The sequence below is a fragment of the Pontibacter arcticus genome, assembly GCF_003284895.1.
GTDB classification, from domain to species: domain Bacteria; phylum Bacteroidota; class Bacteroidia; order Cytophagales; family Hymenobacteraceae; genus Pontibacter; species Pontibacter arcticus.
This window is the reverse complement of record NZ_QMDV01000006.1, coordinates 108,993-128,918: the sequence shown is the minus strand read 5'-3', so window position 1 is coordinate 128,918 and position 19,926 is coordinate 108,993. Positions and strand designations below refer to the sequence as shown.

Annotated in this window: 21 protein-coding genes; 2 read left to right on the top strand and 19 right to left on the bottom strand. The window is 44.1% G+C overall.

Going from position 1 to position 19,926, the window contains the following annotated elements; translation table 11 throughout:
• Positions 1–3: 3 nt before the first annotated feature.
• From DP923_RS16480 to DP923_RS16430, 11 genes are all read right to left on the bottom strand, one after another.
• Positions 4–627 carry a hypothetical protein gene (locus DP923_RS16480; RefSeq protein WP_125047767.1) on the bottom strand — a complete coding sequence of 208 codons (624 nt, stop codon included), beginning with the start codon at positions 625–627 and terminating at the stop codon, positions 4–6.
• Between the two features lie 15 nt (positions 628–642).
• Positions 643–1,314 (bottom strand): hypothetical protein, encoded by a 672-nt coding sequence (locus DP923_RS16475; protein WP_007661346.1) that lies wholly within the window; start codon positions 1,312–1,314, stop codon positions 643–645.
• Positions 1,289–3,733, bottom strand: a complete 2,445-nt coding sequence (locus DP923_RS16470) for a TraG family conjugative transposon ATPase (protein ID WP_112306926.1) — start codon at positions 3,731–3,733, stop codon at positions 1,289–1,291. The genes DP923_RS16475 and DP923_RS16470 overlap by 26 nt, the downstream gene beginning before the upstream one ends.
• 48 nt (positions 3,734–3,781) lie before the next feature.
• Positions 3,782–4,084, bottom strand: coding sequence for a DUF4133 domain-containing protein (locus tag DP923_RS16465; RefSeq protein ID WP_112306925.1), 303 nt, complete (start codon positions 4,082–4,084; stop codon positions 3,782–3,784).
• A 3-nt stretch (positions 4,085–4,087) separates the two neighbouring features.
• Entirely contained in the window at positions 4,088–4,381 is a 294-nt protein-coding gene (locus DP923_RS16460) for a DUF4134 domain-containing protein (RefSeq protein ID WP_025603778.1), read from the bottom strand.
• Between the two features lie 24 nt (positions 4,382–4,405).
• The gene (locus DP923_RS16455) at positions 4,406–4,816 is read right to left on the bottom strand and encodes a hypothetical protein (protein ID WP_112306924.1); all 411 of its coding nucleotides are present in this window, start codon (positions 4,814–4,816) and stop codon (positions 4,406–4,408) included.
• Positions 4,817–4,971: 155 nt separating this feature from the next.
• Positions 4,972–5,466, bottom strand: coding sequence for a hypothetical protein (locus DP923_RS16450; protein ID WP_112306923.1), 495 nt, complete (start codon positions 5,464–5,466; stop codon positions 4,972–4,974).
• Positions 5,467–5,537: 71 nt separating this feature from the next.
• Positions 5,538–6,167: a ParA family protein gene (locus tag DP923_RS16445; RefSeq protein WP_112306922.1), complete on the bottom strand. Its 630-nt coding sequence runs from the start codon at positions 6,165–6,167 to the stop codon at positions 5,538–5,540.
• A 20-nt stretch (positions 6,168–6,187) separates the two neighbouring features.
• Positions 6,188–7,765, bottom strand: a complete 1,578-nt coding sequence (locus tag DP923_RS16440; RefSeq protein ID WP_112306921.1) for a relaxase/mobilization nuclease domain-containing protein — start codon at positions 7,763–7,765, stop codon at positions 6,188–6,190.
• Positions 7,766–8,018: 253 nt separating this feature from the next.
• Positions 8,019–8,456, bottom strand: a complete 438-nt coding sequence (locus DP923_RS16435; protein ID WP_112306920.1) for a plasmid mobilization protein — start codon at positions 8,454–8,456, stop codon at positions 8,019–8,021.
• Positions 8,457–9,249: 793 nt separating this feature from the next.
• On the bottom strand, positions 9,250–9,531 hold the full coding sequence (locus tag DP923_RS16430) for a hypothetical protein (protein ID WP_112306919.1): 282 nt from the start codon (positions 9,529–9,531) through the stop codon (positions 9,250–9,252).
• 609 nt (positions 9,532–10,140) lie between these two features.
• On the opposite strand from DP923_RS16430, the gene DP923_RS16425 reads away from it, so the two are divergent.
• Positions 10,141–10,665 carry a hypothetical protein gene (locus DP923_RS16425; protein ID WP_112306918.1) on the top strand — a complete coding sequence of 175 codons (525 nt, stop codon included), beginning with the start codon at positions 10,141–10,143 and terminating at the stop codon, positions 10,663–10,665.
• 551 nt (positions 10,666–11,216) lie between these two features.
• On the opposite strand, the gene DP923_RS16415 is transcribed toward DP923_RS16425, so the two are convergent.
• The 7 genes from DP923_RS16415 to DP923_RS16375 all read right to left on the bottom strand — a co-directional run bounded on the left by DP923_RS16415 (position 11,217) and on the right by DP923_RS16375 (position 17,457).
• Positions 11,217–11,735: a hypothetical protein gene (locus DP923_RS16415; protein ID WP_112306916.1), complete on the bottom strand. Its 519-nt coding sequence runs from the start codon at positions 11,733–11,735 to the stop codon at positions 11,217–11,219.
• A 383-nt stretch (positions 11,736–12,118) separates the two neighbouring features.
• Positions 12,119–13,060: an ArdC family protein gene (locus DP923_RS16405; protein ID WP_112306914.1), complete on the bottom strand. Its 942-nt coding sequence runs from the start codon at positions 13,058–13,060 to the stop codon at positions 12,119–12,121.
• Positions 13,061–13,304: 244 nt separating this feature from the next.
• Positions 13,305–13,769 (bottom strand): JAB domain-containing protein, encoded by a 465-nt coding sequence (locus DP923_RS16395; RefSeq protein WP_025603952.1) that lies wholly within the window; start codon positions 13,767–13,769, stop codon positions 13,305–13,307.
• A gap of 1,153 nt (positions 13,770–14,922) precedes the next feature.
• Positions 14,923–16,044, bottom strand: a complete 1,122-nt coding sequence (locus DP923_RS16390; protein WP_112306912.1) for a hypothetical protein — start codon at positions 16,042–16,044, stop codon at positions 14,923–14,925.
• A 146-nt stretch (positions 16,045–16,190) separates the two neighbouring features.
• Positions 16,191–16,352 carry a hypothetical protein gene (locus DP923_RS16765; RefSeq protein ID WP_165838219.1) on the bottom strand — a complete coding sequence of 54 codons (162 nt, stop codon included), beginning with the start codon at positions 16,350–16,352 and terminating at the stop codon, positions 16,191–16,193.
• Positions 16,353–16,423: 71 nt separating this feature from the next.
• Positions 16,424–17,047 (bottom strand): Fic/DOC family protein, encoded by a 624-nt coding sequence (locus DP923_RS16380; RefSeq protein ID WP_112306910.1) that lies wholly within the window; start codon positions 17,045–17,047, stop codon positions 16,424–16,426.
• Positions 17,047–17,457 carry a hypothetical protein gene (locus DP923_RS16375; protein ID WP_112306909.1) on the bottom strand — a complete coding sequence of 137 codons (411 nt, stop codon included), beginning with the start codon at positions 17,455–17,457 and terminating at the stop codon, positions 17,047–17,049. The genes DP923_RS16380 and DP923_RS16375 overlap by 1 nt, the downstream gene beginning before the upstream one ends.
• Positions 17,458–17,979: 522 nt before the next feature.
• On the opposite strand from DP923_RS16375, the gene DP923_RS16365 reads away from it, so the two are divergent.
• Positions 17,980–18,234, top strand: a complete 255-nt coding sequence (locus DP923_RS16365; protein WP_125047765.1) for a hypothetical protein — start codon at positions 17,980–17,982, stop codon at positions 18,232–18,234.
• A 466-nt stretch (positions 18,235–18,700) separates the two neighbouring features.
• Here the strand turns inward: DP923_RS16365 and DP923_RS16360 are convergent, their stop codons facing one another.
• Positions 18,701–19,906 (bottom strand): DUF3800 domain-containing protein, encoded by a 1,206-nt coding sequence (locus DP923_RS16360; RefSeq protein ID WP_112306906.1) that lies wholly within the window; start codon positions 19,904–19,906, stop codon positions 18,701–18,703.
• Positions 19,907–19,926: the final 20 nt, after the last annotated feature.

Sequence of the window (19,926 nt, the reverse complement as noted above, 5' to 3'; positions counted from 1 at the left end):
GCATCAGTCGGTTAAGTCCTGACTCGTTTTAAAGAGAGAGATGAGTCGCCTGAAATCATTCCTCAAGGCCGTAAGCTCTGAGATATACACCCGCAGCTGCTCCCCTTTTTTGGCATCGTCCAGGTAAGCGTCCAGGATGATCCCGATGTCGGCGTTAATTCTGTCCCGCTCGGCATGGATGGCCAAAATATAATCTGCCTGCACCCCGGCCTGCACCGCCTCAGCATTCATTCCCAATAGGGCAGTGTTAAGTTCATCGATCTTCTTTTTATACAGGAGGTGGTATCCTTTATTCAGGGACCTGTCGGCAAACTTGAACATCTCCTGCTCATATACCTGGCTTACTGCCTCCTCCTGCGCCTGGGCCTTCACCCTGTTCTGGTTCAGCAAAGCCATGGTAGGGGCAAGCTGCAGCATGTTCCGCCTGTCAGGTCCTTTCCTGTACTTGTTATGAAACAGAATAAAGTACCATTTCGGGTTGAACTTTCCCCAACGGGTAACAACCTCCCGCTCCAGCTGGTACCTTGTGTTTTTACTGTTAACTGGCTGCACGCCTTGCCCCAGGGCATCTGTAAAGAGCACAGGAAGCAGGGCCAGGCACAAAGCAGGTACACATAACGTCTTCATAGCAATAGAGATAATTTACTTCTTGATTGCCTTGTACTCATCCATCAAGGAGCGGATGATCGCCTGGCTGTTGTCAGGGTAGGCAAGTCCCATCGGGTTCATGGTCTTCAAAAGTCCCGCGTACTTGGCCACACGCATCTTGCGCGTAATGGAATAGGCCAGGCCCCGCATCACCCGCAGCTCGTCCACCACATGGCGGATCAGGGTGAGCCTGTCGGCATTGTTCATTAGGTTCACATCCGTGCCGATGACAGCTACCTGGTAGATATAGGTAAACAGGTCAGATGTCCGGTTGAGCAGCTCCAGCTCTGTCTTGGCAGCGATCAGGAGCAGTTCGTTATCACCGCGCGCCAGTTCCATCATTTGGTTTTGGTAGCGGCCTATGTCTGCGGCAATTTGGGAGGCATAAATAATGTTTTTACTCTGCCCGATAATGGATTGCACAGATTTAAGGGAGTTGTACATCTTTTCCTCCAGCTCCTTGATCTGCGTCATCTTCAGGCTGATGGTCGTCTGCAGGGCCGCAATCTTTCCTTCGTTTTCCTTAATGTCGTTTAAGGCCGCCTGCTGGGCCGTGTGGTTGACAACAAGTGTGGAGACGACCGCCGGGTCAAAAACAACCTGCTGGGCTAGTACATGACCTGTTACCAGGCTCATGAAGCTAAGCGTGTAGAGGTACTTTTTCATAGCTGCGTTGCAAAATCAGTTGAACAAATTCATTTAACTTGAGCCCCGAGGCCCTGAAGTCTGCGACAAACCTTTCCAGGGCTTCCCTGAAATCCCCATACTTGCTCAGGTACACTTGCATGGCCTCTTTTTCCTGGCGCTCGGTGGTAAAGGTCAAATACTCTTCCAGCGATACCTCCACGCCGTACACCTCACCGGTGGCCCCGCGCTTGATGTAGACTTCCTTGAAGCGGCCCCGCCCCTCTTTGTTGTCGAGGCTGTTGATGGTAAATATCTTCTTGCGCTCCACCTCATTGATAGAGAGCAGCGCGGCGATCTCATCGAAATTGTCCTTGAATTTGGTCTGGTCCAAAAGGCAGATGGTGTCGGAGTTGTTGATGATAGAATTCTTAACCACAACATTGCCGATGATATCATCCAGCTCCTGTGTCACGACCACGGCCTCTCCCCAGAATTTGCGGACCGTTTTATAGACGTAGAGGATATAGCCGGCCATCAGCGGAGAGGCAATGGCCTTCCAGGCCTCCTCGATGATGAGCGCCTTACGGTTCTTCTTGTGGCGCATCTTCTGAAGGAACACATCCATAATGATCAGGGTGGTGATCGGGAAAAGTACCTTATGCTCCTTGATGGCATCAATTTCGAAAACAATAAAGGGCTCATCAAAAAGGGTGGTATCCATCTCGTTGTTCAGGATCTGGCCATATGCCTCCCCTTTGCAGAACTTTTTGAGGATAAACCGATAACTAGTCAGGTCAAACTTAATGGACTCTTTTTGTGTGATCTCGTCGATCTTTCTGATGGAGAAGTCATAGAAGGACTGGAAGGAAAGGTAGCTGCTCTCCAAGCCGTTTTCAAAGTAGTATTGGTAATAGGAAGTGATAACGGAAGAGAGGACGCTGTCCTCAATTTGGCTGACAGTGCCCTCGGCACCTTTCCAGAGCAGGCCCACCAATGACTTGAGAAACTCCCGCTTCTCCTCGTTGAATTCGGCAGCAGAGATCCGGAAGGGGTTCATGGTGATAGGCTGCTCCTCGGAGTAGGTAATGTAACGGCCCCTGTAGTAGGCACACAGGCCGGAGTAACTGTGTCCGGTATCCACCAAAATAACATCTGTGTGCTGCAGGGCATACTGCCGGATCAGGTGGTTCATGAAAAATGACTTCCCTGCTCCCGAAGGCCCCAACACGAACTTGTTACGGTTATTCATCCGGCCTGAGAAGATGGGCCCATCACTCGTGTCAATCGTGATAGGAATCCCCTGCCGGTCCGTGAAGTATACCTGAAAGCTGGATGACTCACTTTGCAGCAAACGTTCTTTAAAAAGCAGACATAAGGCCGCGTCTGAAGTAGTCAAAAACTTATCATATACTTTAAGCTCCGAACTATTGCCGGGCAAGGCACACCGGAATAGCTCGAGTTGGTTATAGGCGTTTCGGGAGGGAATAATGCCAATGGAAAACAAAGCGCTTTCCAGATAGTTAGCGGCACGGTCTATCTCCTTTTCTCTGGCTGAAAGCAGCACGCTGTAATGTCCGTACACGAGCAGCTGGTTATCCTTGGCGATATCGGCCATCACCTGATCAATATCCTGTACACTTAAATCATTGGCCGGGTCAGGCATGGAGAGATGTTTTTTTCTTTTGGCCTGCAGCCTGGCCAATTCATGGCGCTGATCAGGGATTTGGATCACCTGGTTGTACACCAGGCAGTCACAACCTGGCACCTGGTGCAGAAAATGCATCAGGTCTACCGGGAGGCTGTACCCTATGTGAAGCGCTGTGTTTGGCTTAAGGTTGGACGGAAAGTTGATCTCATCTATGTCCACAAGCGAGATACATCGGATAACGCTATCACCGACTTGCAGGCCTTCATCTGAGGCAAGAAGGTTATTGAGCGCATAAACCTCATCGGAAAAGTTGAAGGCAAGCATGCGTGAAATAAACTTCTTCACCTCTATCTCTTTCAGAACATAGGGCTTGAAAAACCTGCTCTCCAGTATGTCCAGCACTTTGGCAACGTTCCGCTGGAATGCCTTGAAGTCTTTCTCGTCATATGTAAAGAAGCTGGAGCGCCGCACGTCCCTTGTTATAGTCAGGTATGTAGAGACGTCCAGGTACTCTCTTCCTGCAAATGTCTCCTGAAATTTCTGACTCAGGAGGTCATCCGTTTGCTTCGGCACATAGCACTTCCTGGCTAGTATGTCCGTTTTCTGAAGAGTGTAGCCTGCACCTATAATCTTGACGATGTTGGCAAAGGTCTGGTGGAAGAGATGGTAAGCCTCCACGTCTGCGCAGTACTGCAGGGCAGGATTTTGTACTTTGATGATAACCGAATAATCTCCGCGCTCATGATATAGAATATCATGGGCATGACGGTCTATGCCAATGTATGGCAGACCAAACCGCTGCTTTTTCATGGCTGAGAAAAGTGATGACGTTAAAGTTGTGCTGCCAGGGCCAGGCTCCTATCTTCGTGCAGAACGCCTCCATTGTGCAGGCATGATGTATACCCCTTTGGACTTCGCTTTATGATGCAACCCTTTCTTCTGCTGCATAGCCGTAAACCCCATACCGCCGAAAGTCACGATCACCAAGGCTACCAGACCTGAAAAGAAGTTGAGCGAAACAGATATAACAACTGCCGCAAAGAAGCCAGTTAGAACGGAGGCCAGACCCCAGTAGATATATCTACCTTTGAAGGATTTAAATACAAGGGGTTTTTGCAGCCCCTTGTAGACATTAAATCCTCTGTTATCTTCGGGAGCCACGGCTTACAAGCCGAAGAAGGCTTTGATCACTACCCCCACCACCATCAGGAATACGCAGGACCCCATCCATCCCATGACAGCCTTTTGTGTGTCCTGGTCCCCGGAGTTCCACTTGATGTACACCCTAACTCCCCCAATCAGGCCAACAATAGCTCCGATGACCAGGATTAGGTTGCCTACAGGGTCAATGTACGTTTGGAGTTCAGAGGCTCCGGCATCAATGCCTCCGGCCCCTTGAGCAAAGGAAGATGGGACAGCGAGGACTACCAACACGAGCATAGCAAGTAACTTTTTCATAATCTCTGTCATTGAGTTAAAAATTTATGAAGAAAAAGGTATTGCGTTTGAAAGTCGCCTGGCGTTCTGAAGGAACTCCTCTAGGGGTATCCCCTGCCCTATCACGGGCATGGCGACACTATTCTCAGAGGCCGTCTGGTGCGCAAAGGCATGCCCGTCGGCTGCAATAGGATATTCTTGGAGACCGCTATCCAAGGGTTGCTCCTCCTGCTCGTAATCCTCATAATTCTCCTCGAATTCTTCCTCCAGGTAATCCTCGTCCACAATGTCTTGGGGTGCCTCTGTAGTGTCTACTAAATCTGAAACACTGTATTGGGCCACCATATCTGCGGCTACGCCTTTTGCATTTCGAAGGTACAGGTCAAATAACAGGTTACCTGCATAATAAAGCACATAGAGTACTGCTACCGTAGTAAAGAAAACGCCCCAAGACATAGCTATATAATTTAAGTTAAAACATCGATTTACAAACTAGACATTCCTACTTTAACTATATAATCGATATGAAATACAGTTTTATACTTATACGTATATTTTAAGATTAGATTATTTATTTATATACTTTTTTTGCCTAATGTTATAGACTCAGTTTAGTTCAAGAACTTGTTATCTGTCCTATCACGGAGCCTTTGAATCTCCTCTTTATGCTCTTCAATGAATTTAGCAAACAGGTAGCTTGCTAGCACATTGATTTTAATCCCTCCTTTTTTCTTCAGCAGGTCTAGCACTTCATGTATATGCACGTCCACATAGACTGTTTTGGAGGTAAAGGTAAACTCCTCCTTCGCCTTATCGAGTTCAGCAAGAAGTTGCTCAAAGCTTAAACCTGACGCTGCTTTACCCGAAGCCTTTGCACCTGTCATTTTCGAGGAAGGAGCCTCCTGCTTTTTGCCTGCTGTAGCGTTAGAAGAAGCCTTAGGCTTTTCACCGGTTTTGCCCGATTTTGAAACTGCGGGCGCCGTCTCTTCTCTTTTCTCAGGAACTGGTTGAACAGCTTTCTCTTCTGCATTTTTCTGCTGGGGAGCCTGTCCTATGCTTTGCTTAAAGCTCTTGATGTCAAACTCTTTGTTACCTGCTGTAGACATGAATATTATACGTTATTTGATTATAATGTTTCAATTATTGAATATTAATATAAATTTATTTGAAGAATCTTCTATTTTGTCTCCAAATACTCATTATATATATACCCAAAAGACTTGTCGAGCACCCCTCGGATATCCGAAGAGATCGATACGGTATCTATGCGTTGAAATCCTACCCGGTCTGGCAGCGCCGGAGCTACAGTGCCGAACTGCGTCAGCTGCTCATCTACTGCAGCTTTCAATTCATAGTTCACGGAGGACTTCAGGCGGTTTGGCAGGAACACGATCTTTACCTGTGGGTTAACATGCTTGGCCACCTGAACAAAGAACATGGTGGACTCAAAAGTCATCTTCTCATAGGCGAACGGACAGACGATTACTTCAGCGTCCTGGTATACAGCAATGAGCTCGTTCGTATCCAGCCTGCCAGGCATGTCCATAATAACATGCCCCCCTTGCAGACTATCAATATGCACCTTGTATTTCGGGTACTCCTCTACCTCCATCTTGATAACCTCGTACAGTGGGTCATTGGCATATAGCTCCTTCTCCTTCTCCCATCTGGAGTAGATGGAGTCCTGAAAGTCCATATCCAGGATGATCACATTGTCCTTTTTCTCTAAGGCCAGATAGTTAGCCAGCAGTATACAGGTGGTGGACTTGCCTACCCCTCCTTTTTGGTTTGCTACTACAATTTTCATGTATTAATCGTCTATGTGTATTATCGTTTTCGTTGATTCTTTCTCTTCCTATTCTCTCCCTGATCAGACCCGAGGTTTGACTCCATAAGGTAAAGCATGGAAGCCGCCAGTTGACCGATGGCCCTGGAAGACTGGGTCCATGCGTCCTGCAGCCTTTCCTCTCTCGCCCGATCACTACCCTTATCAAGCTCAACAACCTGCACAGCTTGAAAGTCAGGCCTCTCTTTTGTCAGATCTGCCCAGGCATATACCCGTTTCTGCTGATGATCAACCAGGAAGTGCTTTCCGTCTGCATGAGCGATGCTCCAGCCGCAACTGTCCAGTATTTCCTGCAGCGGCCTGCCGCTGGCAAGGCCGCTGTGCAGCTTGGCGGCCACCACCTCCTTCTCCAGAGGGTCAGAAGCCTTCGCAACCGACAGATCCGACAGCTTTACAAAAAACAGCCTGGCAAGCAGTCTCATATCCCTATCGCTCGTCACAGCGTACTGCCGCGCCTCCTGCAGCCTTTCTTGATAAAGCAGCGCCCTGACATGCGCCTTATCAAGCACCAGAACAGGGATGCTGCCTTCTTCATCTCCCTTGATGCGGATCTCTCCCTTTTTGTTGACAAGGAGTCCTATTGTCTCCAGCTGTCTTTTAAAACCAGTGTAACACAGCCCCCTGTCTGTAGAAAGCTTGGCTATGAGTTCCCGTCCAGCCTGTATTTTCTCTTCTCTGTTAACACCGGAAAGCAGCTCGTCGAGCCTCATCACCTGGGAACCCTTCAGCACCTGTTTGCTGGCATGGTCGAGAATGGTGTAGCCATAGGGAGTGCTCTTCCCCTTTGCCTGGTGCACCACCAGCTCTATCCCGAGCTTTTCTTTTAATAGCCCGGAGAACTGCTCCACCGTTAGGCCTCGTTTATACTTGCGGAATATGGCTTTCAGCTGTCCTACACGCGTATCTGGTGCTTTATACTTCGCTATCCTGTCAGCAACTTCTTTGCTTGCAAAGACATGCACCACTGAACCGTACTTAATGAGCTGATACTGCCCATCCTTCTCCGTGACTTTCACGCCTTCTCTTTCGAACAGCAACTTAAACTGAGCTTCTGAGGAAAATCCATATGCCAGCGCTTTCGTCAAGTATGCTTTTACCTCGTATGCCACATCCTGCATCAGAATCTCCTGCATCACTTTCTGAGACCTCACGTTTTCATACTTGTCGTTCACCTTCTTCCCCTCTTTGCTTACCCTGGTAGACACCATGTGTACATGGTTGTGCGCAGTATCTGAATGAAAGTAGATAAGGTAGGGGTTATCATGGTACCCCATGCGCTGGAGGTACTGCTCCGCGACTTCCAGGAGTTCCCCCGCACCCTTCTCCCTTCCCTTGCAGGAAATAATGGCATGGAACTGGGACTTTAGCACGGATTCGTTAGTGTTTGCCACCAACGTCATGTACCTGATGTAATCCTCCTGCTTCAAGCTTCCCGCTGCCAGGTTCAAGAAACCGAAGTTCTCAGCCTTGAGCAGCTGAGCTGCACCCTGTGCTCTTTTCTCTTCATTGTAAACAACGCCATTGAACCCGGCAGCGGCAGAAAGGATTTTCACGATCATAGCCCACTCATTAACGCTTCAAAAATATAACAAATAATAACTTTAACATAAAAGTTACTATATATTATTTAACAATTTTAAACTATTACATTTTACTTAATAATCATTATTTGTTATTTATAATATAAAGCTTAAGAATTAATAGTTAATACTTATTAATTCTTACTTATTAATTCTTACTTATTAATTCTTACTTATTAATTCTTACTTATTAATTCTTACTTATTAATTCTTACTTATTAAATAATAAATATTATTTAAACTTTTTAAACCTTGCAGCAGCAATCCGAAGAAAAGAGCGAAGCGCCTTGACCAATTCTTTTTCTATGATACTAAACTCTATCATGTGTCTGTTAAAATCGGCAAGAAACTGCAGGTTTATCATATTGTTTGCCTTCAGGTAATTGACATACCTGGCTACCTGATTTATATTGTTGCCAACCCTGCTGATCTCTGGGCCGAGCCTATCCAAAACCGCGATTAACTCTTTAGGATTAGCAATAAAATCGTCAGGCTGCGCCAGCGCCTTCTTCCGCAGGTAAACAGACAATGATTCATGCCCTGCAGCCGTCACCTCAGCCTCCAGTTGCCTGTATTCGCTATCAGAAAAGGTCAGCTTTAACTGTCTGGCTCTCTTTAATTCAGGCGATAGTCTTGGACGCCCTCCCTTTGCTTTCTTAATATCTTCCATACATTCTTTGCTCAATAAAAGACACGAGTTGCGAGTGGATTTCCCCCTTGCTGATAGCTACGCTGAAAGCAAGGCAAGAGGTTTTGAGGGACTCAAAACACATCTTGCAATACAAAGCCCACCATACACCAAAAGAAAGAATTCTAGGCAAATAATACAAGGAGAAGGAGCTAGGAAGAGATAAGATTACAAAGATGGAGCATGGTGTAAGCTAGGGAGAAACAGGGGAGTATGGATCATAGCTACTCATTACAATAAAAAGCTCCAGGCGCTAAATTCAGCGACAATATATTTATTAACTATTATATATTATCTAAAGTTTAATAAGCAATAATTATCACATATTATCTAATACATATTAAATAATAATTATTATTTACGGCTGTTAATATTTGTCATTTTAAGGCAAGCAGCTTAATAGCCAAGTTAATGGTTTGAGACGAAAAGCAGAAAGAGTCAGAGAAGGGTAGACAGGTCAATAGGGGAGAGGTAAGGTTCCAGAAGCCTTCGGCTCTTAAAAGCCCGCACGTGGCAAATACTACTATCGCTATTACATGAACTTATCCAAACCTCTGCAAAAAAATCACCCATGTAGTATAGGCATACCTTGTACTCTCCATCAAGGCGGTTTGAAAGAAACTGCCCCTCATCCCATACCGCCTGTGCCCTGTCATTAAGTGAAAGAATACTATTGAACTCATATAGATTCATAGGAGAACAAGCTAGAAGTTGATTAATAGAAAAGTAGGCAATAAAAGCTTAGCATCTTGTGCTTTGTGAAGCTATCATTTAGTTATCCTTCAGCAGGTACCGATTTCTTGATCGTTTCTTGAAGTAAGGCAAAGAGCTTGATCGCATCGACATCCAGTAGTACCGCCAGGTCCAGCACCTCACTTACGCGGAAGGAACGGGGATCGTCAATCTTGTTTCGCAGTCGCTGGTTGTTTACACCTAGTGCTTTGGCCACGGGAGTATATGGCACGATATCAAACAGCTCAGAAAGGGAAGTCAGCTGCTCATTCTCGAGCATACGCTTACCTAACTCAAACTTAGGGCTCTTATCTTCAATTTGCATTGTCCTATAACTAACGAATACTGGTGGTTTATTTTAAGATAAAACATCTAAGGATAGATGCCTACAAATATATACGTAACATATACAATTTGATACTAAAAGTATTTGATAAGTTTATCGTCTATTCTTCTTGTACTTGTTCCTCAAGAGCAATCAAGACAATAGTAGTAGGAGGGAGGAAGATTAGATGCTCTTGTAAGCCACAAGTACTCTCAAAAAGCAACTGCAGTGTTCGTCAAGCCTTTGATAAGATTGGAGAAATGGGTAGAATAAAAACAAGCATATTTAGATAAAGTAGAGGTACAAATTCTCATAAGCAACTTTATGATAAACAGGAGCAGCTAAAAATATGTAGTCCACGCGTGCTAAATGTTTTACAACTCGCTTCGCTCAGCTAGAGGAAAGGTTATTTTAAGGAAAGGTGGGTATAAGCTGTTGACCTATCTGATCGGGTCCCAGCCAAAGTATCGCTACTCGTGTGTTTGATGAAAAGTTGCTACTTTATTTCCAAAGGTATCTAACTCTTTTTAATGTTTCTATATAGCCTATCACCAGGATTATATATGAATTGGTTTATATTTATATCTTAATATAACTAACTACTTTAGCATGGACTACAAAAACATTTCTACACTTATTCAATTTACATCGAGAGATATCGAGGAGATTAATACTCTTTCTGGTTTCAGAGAATATTTAAAACCTTATAACCTAGTTGTTGAAGAATTAGACTCAAGTAATTTTGCAGATATTCCAAGTCGTGAAGTGCCAAATAATGATGAATTATACTTCGCAAAGGTTCACTTTGTAGAGCTAAGGGGCCATAGACCCAACCCCTCAGCTCTACATAATTCTATCCGAGCTTTATATATGAGAACAGTTCATGGCCCATGGATAGCATATGAACTGGTTTCGGAAGGTTTTTCTAATCAAGTATATGATTGTACAATAGGCTTTAGAGCTTTTGCAGAGCCAGTAGATGATGGATACTTCAGGTGTAAGGCTAACGGTAATGTATTTAGGTTCTCTTACTATCCTGATCTTAATAATTATTTTGCAATTGTTGCAGCAAACAGGGAGGATATTGAGAACACCGGCTATTCATGGAATAAAATCATAGAATACTTTAACTAAAAACATATAGACATTGGGCAGCTTCCCCTCGTAGGAGATCCTAATACCTGTTGTGAGAACAATTATAACTGACATTATATAGGCGTTGTTCTAGGTTGAATTAATATAAGTTCAACTAAATTAACAGCTTATGACAGCGCAATGGAAATTCATTGAGAATTCGGACAGAGATCCAAACAGGGGGTTGGTAAAGCTTCTTAACCTGAGCAACAAAGAGAACAATTTGATGGGACTGCTTTACAACAGGGGTGATTGTACCTATGAATGGCAGATTTATGAGACTAGGAGAGGGTGTCTCCGGTACCCTATCATTGGAATTGCTTCGTCACTAGAGGAAGCTCAACAGGCCATCATGGATTACTGCTTCATGTGGCGCCCCTCCTACAGACTACTATTGAGAGAAGAATAGTAGACGTACTGCAAACAGAGCGTAGCCTAATAGGTTACACTCTGTTTTAAATATAACAGCCCTTAAAACGGGCTCTATCTAACATGATAGTAGTATAACGCAACGCTCCACACGCTGATATCAAAGAGGTCGGTTCGGGGAGCTAATTATTTTTAATATTACTTACCATAGCATTAATAAACATACTGACTTCTTTCATTGAAAGACCATCAATATCAAAGACTGATACTCTAACGTATGGTTTTCTATTCAGAAAGTCTACCATAATAAATGCAGAACCTGTTGAATTAGAAGGGAAGTTATGGTTTTGAAGCTCTGCTATTTTATCCCTTATCTCCATGATTGCAGAACCTATTTGAGCTCGAGAGTAATATCCAGATTCTGGCTGGCCATATATTTTGCCATTTTCTTTAAAAATATTAATCTTATACTGGTCAGTTACTTCATCATTATCATCTAGTTGTATTTTGAAAACTGACCAGTTTCCGGTTTCACCACATTCCTCACATTGGTGATTCTTGAAGTTGTTCATTTTGGAAATTAACTCATCACGAGTCATTTCATCAATCTTTATCGCCGACCAAAAATTTGTTGTTTCAGGGAGTCTTAAAGACTTACATCTTCTGCAGGCTATTTGATAAATAATATTGTGATAATACATAATTTTTGAAGTTTAAGTATCGCTTAACCATCGAATATAATATATATATAGTTACTATATAAAGAAGTGGGTAGATAATTTCCTGCCCTGCGAAAGTACCAAAACCTTACCCTTCGATTCCAGCGTTTGGGGCGGGTTTCTTCCATAACTGGTGTTATGTTAAAAAAGATAAGATTTAAGAATTATTAAATATTGCAGCTATAGGATGAGTAATCAGCTGAACTCATCCTTGCAATTAACCCAAAGATACTACAGCAAAAGGAATCCCGCCGAAGGCGGGTCGCCATGGCTGAATTTCGACTTCCAAATTTCTGCCATGGCGACCCGCTCAGTATTAAAAATGAAAGATCTTGCCTGGCTCCCAGACAAGATCTTTCTAAAGGCTATGCTGCCATAGTTGTTGCTTGTGCCCCCAGGTTACTTTCTGCCTGTAGGTTCAGGATATAGCTGGCCGCTTTAAAAGCCTTTGTGCTTGCATAGATGATCATGGTCTTATCGTCTTTAAACTTCTTCGCCCATCCCTGCAGGTAAGCCACCGAGTTTTCAAAAACCTCCGCTTTGATACCAGTAAAGGCGTTGAGGAAACTTGCTCCCATTTCGGCTATCAGTTCCTCCTTAGAGTAATTTATGTCGCCAAACCGGGCCGCCTTCTCTTCATCAGCAAAACGGTTAAGCCTGGTTTGATGGCCTGTAGAGTGAATCAGTTCGTGAAACAAAGTCGCGTGATAAGCTTGAGAGGAAACAAAGCTGCTCAGCTCCGGCATCTGTACCGTATCATTAAAAGGCGCATAGTAGGCCTGGGAGCCTCCGTGCAGAACGTTCGGGCGTGGCATAGGGTATTGATCCACCACCTCCTGACAAGCCTCTATTACCTGCAGATCGGTACGCTCATGAACAGAAGGGAGGGCAAACTCGATTCCTTCCACTTGATCAATATTGAATACCGTCCAAATAAAGGGGATAAATCTTCTCTGATACACCTCCTCTGTCTCTCCTGAAGTGCCTTTATCCTCACTAGTATCACTTTTGGCGTAAACTTTCCAGTAGATGATCTGGGTTCCTTTCTCTCCCTTCTTTACATGCCCGCCCAGCTCTTTAGCCTGTTTATAGGTAAGAAAATAGGGCGTCCTAAAGCTTTTCTTATCAGTCAGGTAGTTCAGAAAGAAAGCATTGAAGCCTTCATAATAGCGGCCAGATACATAGTTTTTAGGCAATCCGTAAGATGTCCATGGCTTTCTCCAGAATACCTGGCCTTGTTCTAATTGCTCGATGACCTCATTTGTTACCTGATCTGCCAGTTGAATGAATTTTTGATAAGCGTTCATAACTTTTAGCTTAAGAAGGTTAAACAAAACTTATATTAATATATACTAAATGTATACATTTAGTTACATTTCGTATTTAAAATTTATCCACAAAATAGAGTTTTTATTTCCCCTTATGTTAGCGCTAAATTGCTTGTATGGTATTGTAGAACAGGCATTACTACAGAAAGAAAAAAAGAAAACCCGCCGTCAGGCGGGCCGCTATGGTTGGTTTACAGCCGAGATTTGAAGGAGTAAGGGACTTTTATAAAAGTCCCTCGTCTGCAAAAGAATAATAACCCTCATTGGTAAGGATGATGTGATCTAGAACAGCAATATCAAGTAAGTTACCGCCCTCCTTCACCTTTTTAGTAAGGCTAATATCTGCACTGCTAGGCTTTAAGTTGCCCGATGGGTGATTATGAGCTAAAACGATCCCACTGGCATTGGCCTTGAGCGCAGCGACAAAGATAAGTTTGGGATCTGCCACCGTACCGGCCACGCCACCGGTAGAAACCTCAAATATTCCCAGCACTTTGTTTGCCCTGCTTAATAACATAACCTTAAATTGCTCGCGGAACTGTATGCTGCCCTCATCCCATAGCTGTAGGAAGAAAGTGTAACTGTCTTTAGAACTCGTAATCTGTGGGCGCTCGGAGGGCTTCACCTGGGGATGGTAGCTGAGCTTTACCTCTGCAATCTGGCTGACGGTTGTTGAAGTCTGTTCCATACACACAAAATTTAAAGGGGTTAATATAAAAGATATATTAATATATACGATATGTATACATAAAGTTACGTTGTGTATACATTATTTTTTATACTTTTAAATTAATTTTGGCAGCCCTGTATATGGAATCTTTAGGCTTCATAGCTAGTCATTAAAGCACTGTATATGTTTTATCCTTTTTTGTGAAGAAATTGTGTAATTTTCGCCGCACAAGTCTCTTTCTCTTCCCTTTTGTTAAATCTTTATTGTTCACGAACCCCTCCGACATTTCAAATTACTATCTATAAGGAAGTATATAGAAGTATATATATTTAGTGGCAATACTTGAACGGCTGCACGGATTAGAGCAAATGGGCTGCATTATGGGTGTGACAATACTTGAATGACCTACTACTACTGAGGCAATACTTGAACAGCTTTGGAAAAGCGTGGCAATACTTGAACGGCTTGAGACAATACTTGAGCAGGTAAAACAGCTATTATTGAGGGAAATAGCCAATTTGTGGCGATACTTGAACGACTTGAGACAATACTTGAATGGGTTGTGGCAATACTTGAACGGTTCCGGCTACTGAGGCAATACTTGAACGGCTCTGAAAGAGTGTGGCAATACTTGAATAGTAGATATTCCTTTGGCTTAAGAAGCCATCCATAAGGTAAAAGATCGATTCGATACATTAAACCCGCGGCTTCATATGGCTTGCAGTAACGCAACCTGTCCAGATACCCTCAGAAAGAACACCTGTAGCATGCTGGAGACATTCGCAAGGAATTTCTATCATCATTATTCAAGTGCCTTCATTAAGTCTCTGTACAGTAGAGACAAATCGTTCCTGCGCATAATGTCGATTCTCTCCACATTGCACGTTATAGAAGAATTGACTGCTCAGCTTGTCATACACTACTCCGATAACACTGCCTCTTTGGTCACCTAATCCTGTGAGCGTACCGCTTACTTCTACATCTTCTCCAAGCTTGTATTTTGCAAAAGTCATATCTCATCCATATATTAGATTGGCTCTTTATGTTTCGTATGCGTGGCAATACTTGAATAACAGGCTGGAACTCTTGCTTAAAGTCCTTCTGAGGACAATGTAGGGAGTTTCCATCCGGACTCTAGCTTTGCCCTGCGTGACAATACTTGAACAGCTTTTTAATTATCGTCGGAGAATAGACCTCCCCGAATAAGCTTTTTCGCCATTGCCAATGTGATATCCTTGTTGTGCACCTTAAAGTATGCTTTGCAAAGCTCATTTGCCTTGTGTGTCAGGTCTGCGTCCGAATTAGTCAGCCAACGCTGAAAAGTATCTTTCTCTCCTGTGATCTGGACATGATTCCCATATGTATGTTGGAAAAGATCCCGCATACGCTCCAGCAGAGCAATGTAAAAGTTATGATCCTCCTTCGCCTCCATCACCTCGTGGTATACGGAGAAGTCCAGACTAACCCAGTAGAGCTCCTGGTACTTTTTCGTTGGATCCCCCTGAACAAAGGTGTAGTCGAAAGGCAGCTTTCCCTTCTCCCGAATGTAGTCCAGCACCCTCTTCACACTTTTCTTCTTGAACCGAGGTTCCTCTGACTCAATATGGGCAACCGAGGCCAACAGATCTATAGGCAACTTCGTGATGCGTTTACCTGAGCTAAGCAGCTGGTGACGCGTCTTGTAAAGGAAAATGTACAGGCTCTTGCGCCCGTCGCCGCCACGCCCTTTTCCTACATGCTTATAGCCGTTGGTGTCGATGGTATAGTACCTGCGGAAAAACCCTTCCATAAGCTCATCCGATATTCGGACATCGTAAATCTTGATGGTGTTGGTATGTCTGTCGATGCTAACCTTAATATCCTTGAGAATGGCAAAGTTCTTCAGCTCTATCACCTTATCCTGATGCTTATACTCGTAGGAACGAGAGAAGATGATGTTATTGCTCAGCATGTGGAATAAGGCATAGTCAAAGGTTGTCTCAAACCTGTGACCGAAATATTCCGGCACTTCCGCTTTGGGGTTATTTTTGAACTTGGGGTGCACCTCACATAAAGTCTGCTTGTTACGTCCAGTCTCTTTGCAGAACTCCGAAAGCGTGAACCTCGTGAAACCGAAAAGGTCCTTTTTCATTTTCCTCGAAATGAAGACGATGAAATCTTTCACAATACCGGCATCTTCATCAAAGGACTTCTCAATGTCTCTGATGTTATCGGCTACGCTCCTGTCAATCCTACTCAGGAAGTAGGTCGGATCGCTTAAAAGGGCCTCAGAGGGTTTGTTCTCGTGTTGCATAAGTTACTAAAATACAGGTACGAATTGGCAACTCAGCCACTGGTACAGTCCTTCCTCGTCCTTATAAGGAACAGGTTGGTAAAAATCTTTGGGTAAGTTAAATTTTTTCAAAGTTAACAATGTACAAAATATAAGTCTTTACAGAACTAACCTTTCTCGATTCGGATGCTGTACCCGACCTTCTGCAGCGTTTCCTGGGCTTTGATAAGCCTTGCCAAAAAGGTTTGCCTATAGCTCCCCTTCCCACGGCCAACGCCCTCATCCAGCTCTGCCAACTTCTCCCAGGTAAGGTTTGTCTCCTTAAACATAGCCTTCACCTCTGCGCTGATGTGGGTCTTAGGATCACACGCTGCGCATGTCTCGCCTTGGTTGTTCTCACTCATAGTTTGAACCTGATAGATTGCTTATTTGATAACTCGACAGGCTCAAGGGCCTCCTTAAACAGCGGGTAAAAAGGGGAGGGGCCTTTGTTTCCTGCGGCAAAAGATGCCTGCTCTGCCTGTTGGTACTGCTGTGCCGAAACCTTGCGCCAGTCTATTTCATACCCCGCCTGTCGGGACAAAAGGGAAAAGAAAACCTTTAGTGTTCTGGTGTTTCCCTCGCGGAAGGGGTGAATGGCATTCAGTTCCTCAAAAAAATAAGATCCCTTCAATAGGAACTGCTCCCTATCCAGTCCCTTTAAATACCCCGCTGCCTTCAGCTCCTGGAGTAAGTGGTTGGCATAGGGCTCAATCATACGTGGCGCGGCATGTACAGCATTGCCTTTGGAGATCATCACACTCCGTAGCTCCCCTGCCCAGGGATAGACGGTGCCAAAGGTTTCCTTGTGGATCAGCTGCCAAAGCACTAAATTAAACTTTAGCTGGCTGGGCAGTTTACCAGGCAAAGCCAATACATTATGCCTCCAATGAGTGAGCTCTAATTTGCTTAACTTAGCTGCGTCCCTGATGTCAAAATGATTGATCAGCACACTGGTGCCGGGATAGCAGTACCTGTCGTTCATTACAGATACTTTAAGTTGAACACCTCATTCATCTCCTCAGGCGTAATTTGCCCGTTGATATACAGTTCGTCCAGCACCTTGTTGAGTTCCTCCTCCTCGTAGCCCTCGCAAGCAGCTATGTGGTTTGTCTGCCCGAGTTGCTCCCTCCGTTCCTGGCGAACCTTTTCCGATACCACAGGCCTGTCTCTGTACTGAGATAAAAGCTGCTGTACTTTCTGCTCCCTGACCTCCTGCTGCACTGTCTCCAGGCTTCTGATCAGTCCGTTGAAGTACTCTGCTATAGTTCTGTGATTGCGTTGGTTCGTGGCTTCTATGGCTTTGATGAAGTACATATCGTCCACGTTGCTCTGGTCATAGTTTTCCAGTATGATCGTGGTCCCGTTCTGTAAAATGCCTTTTACTCTGTTCATGCTAACTCAAGATAATGCCTGTACTGGTATACAAAATAGGCTTATCAAATGTAACATTATATTGTTACTTATACAAATTAAATTATCCTTTCACTTCTGTCTCAAATTCCTACATTTTCATAAGACCGCTAATCACTAACATATCTAAACTAGAGTCATCTAAGGCTGGAAGCAGTTCATCAAAAAAGGCACTTTGTTCATGTAAATAAGTTGATGCAAACTAAAGATAGCGGTAAATTATTCTGTTGTTAAATCTAACAGTGATACCATGAACTGTAATTGCATTAGGGAAATCAAAGAGCAGATAGAGCGGGAACTTACTATGAAAGGCAAGAATGTTGTGAAGGTGACTGTGCCAACAGAACTTCTCATATGCGAGAACGAGAGGGGGGTGCAAGAAGTCAAGGCGGTGACATTCTCAGAGTTACACGTTCATCTCAAGGGGTTGGAACAACATCAGCAAGCCATTTTTATACATTGCTACTGTCCGTATTGTGGTACCAAAATTCTGTGATACCAGAGATGCCAAAGATAAAGTTAGGCAAAAACACCCTACCCAAAGACGGACAGCATGTCAAATGGCTGGTATGGATAAATGACGTAGAGGCTATCTGGAAAGAAGGGGAGTACCTTGCAAAAGAGCAACTGTTCATCAGAGGGCCATTTAATGGGAATTACAGTTCATTATTAACCATAAGCGATGAAGACTTCGATTCCGCTTGGCACGTGCTGAGATGGGAGGCTGTGAACAGCAGCATCACAGTGCGAGGTAAGTAAGAAATATTTTCCAAAGGAGGTTTACGGAGACATTTTTATTCTCAAGGAAATATAAATTACATACCCAAAGAGTTGATCAATGTTCTGAAGGTCCGGCAGACTAACTTTATAATAGCGTTATTGAGTTCATACTAATAAAATTGCTTAAAACAGTTATTAAAAGGCAAGCAGACCTGATAGCTAAGACTCTTTGTCAAACCCTACAGTTCCCAGAAACAATGCGAAGAAAGTCTTCCTAATAACAGGAGGGAATCATTGCACCAATAAATCTTAAGCTATTATTAGACCACTGGCATTATACATTATAGTCAAGCATCTAAATAAAAGAAATAAATAATATTTATTATATATAGTTCAATATTTAATGCGTAATAATTATTATTCATTATCTATTAAATATTACTTATGTGCTTTGTCTCTAGTCTTGATGATAGTCACTGAACATAAGTAATTATATTATTGAGCCTTATCTAAACGAAAGGCTTCGCTGAGCCTCCATTAAAGAAGCATGCTTCTCCTTATCCAGTGTTTTGATCAGCTCATGCAAAAGCGAATAAGCAGAGTTTGATTGAAGCAGATCCACCTCCTGCACACTATTCACCATCAACTTTCGGTTACAGATATTGATGCGGTTAAGCATCGGAACAATGCTGTTGAGGTAACGGTTATAGAAGCCAGCAATATCTTCCACGCCGTCAGGAAGCTTATAGCCTGACTTACCTTGGATACTTGCGATCAGCACCCCGTTGTCGCGCAGGTGTTGGACACAAACCCGCAGCTGCTGCTCCGAAAAAGTCGGAAATCTTCTTTTTAGCTTATCGATGATCTCCCGTTTCTCGATGAGGCGGTCAGGAGCGGTGCGGAACATCAGGTACAGGTACTGCAACACGGCAAGCGCCTCCTCCGAAAGGCTGTTTCTGCCAGAGAGTGCCTCTTGTGCGGACTCCGAGGCTATTCTTCGTATAAGGTGGTTCTTCTGCCGGTCTTCGGGAGTAGGGGAGAGGAGATAGTCTGTTCTTTCAAAAGGGAAAAAATCAATGAACGTACGGTCGTGCAGCAGATCGAACAGGGCGGATGCCTTTTCATGGCTGTGACTGGTGCAGTAAATCTTGCCCAGGCAGCCAGAAAGAAAATCTGCCAGCTGCACCAGGGGCTCCTCTGCCTTATCCTCCACCAGGCGATAAGAGCGCTCCGGTGTAAACAGATCCCGTTGGATAACCTTAGTTTCAATGTAATGGTGCAGGCTGCGCCGAAACTCTGGCCAGCCAAGCTGATCGGCATGAATCGAAAAAGCAGTGAAGTTTTTGGGAAACTGCTTGAGAAAGATTCTGTTGAAGTATTTATAGAACACATCATTATAATCAAAACCTGCTCCCTCCAGCTTGCTCTTGTTGATGACCATCCCCAGCACCACAAAGTCCAACTGGCGCAGCTCCCTTAATACCTCCAATCTTTTTCGGAAGCCCTTCTCATCATTGGGGATACGGCTGGACTTGATGGGTTGGCCTTGGAAGAAGCGTTGGCTGATCGTATCCCTTAGCAGCCGGGCCTGCTCCAGCTTCGTCTCATCCAGGAGAACAGCTGTCAGAACAAAATGGGAGAAGGTACCGGCTTTATCCAGGTTTAGGCTGGCGTTTCCGAATTCGTCCAGAAAAATATGTACATGTTGCATAGGAGGAGGATAGGGTAATA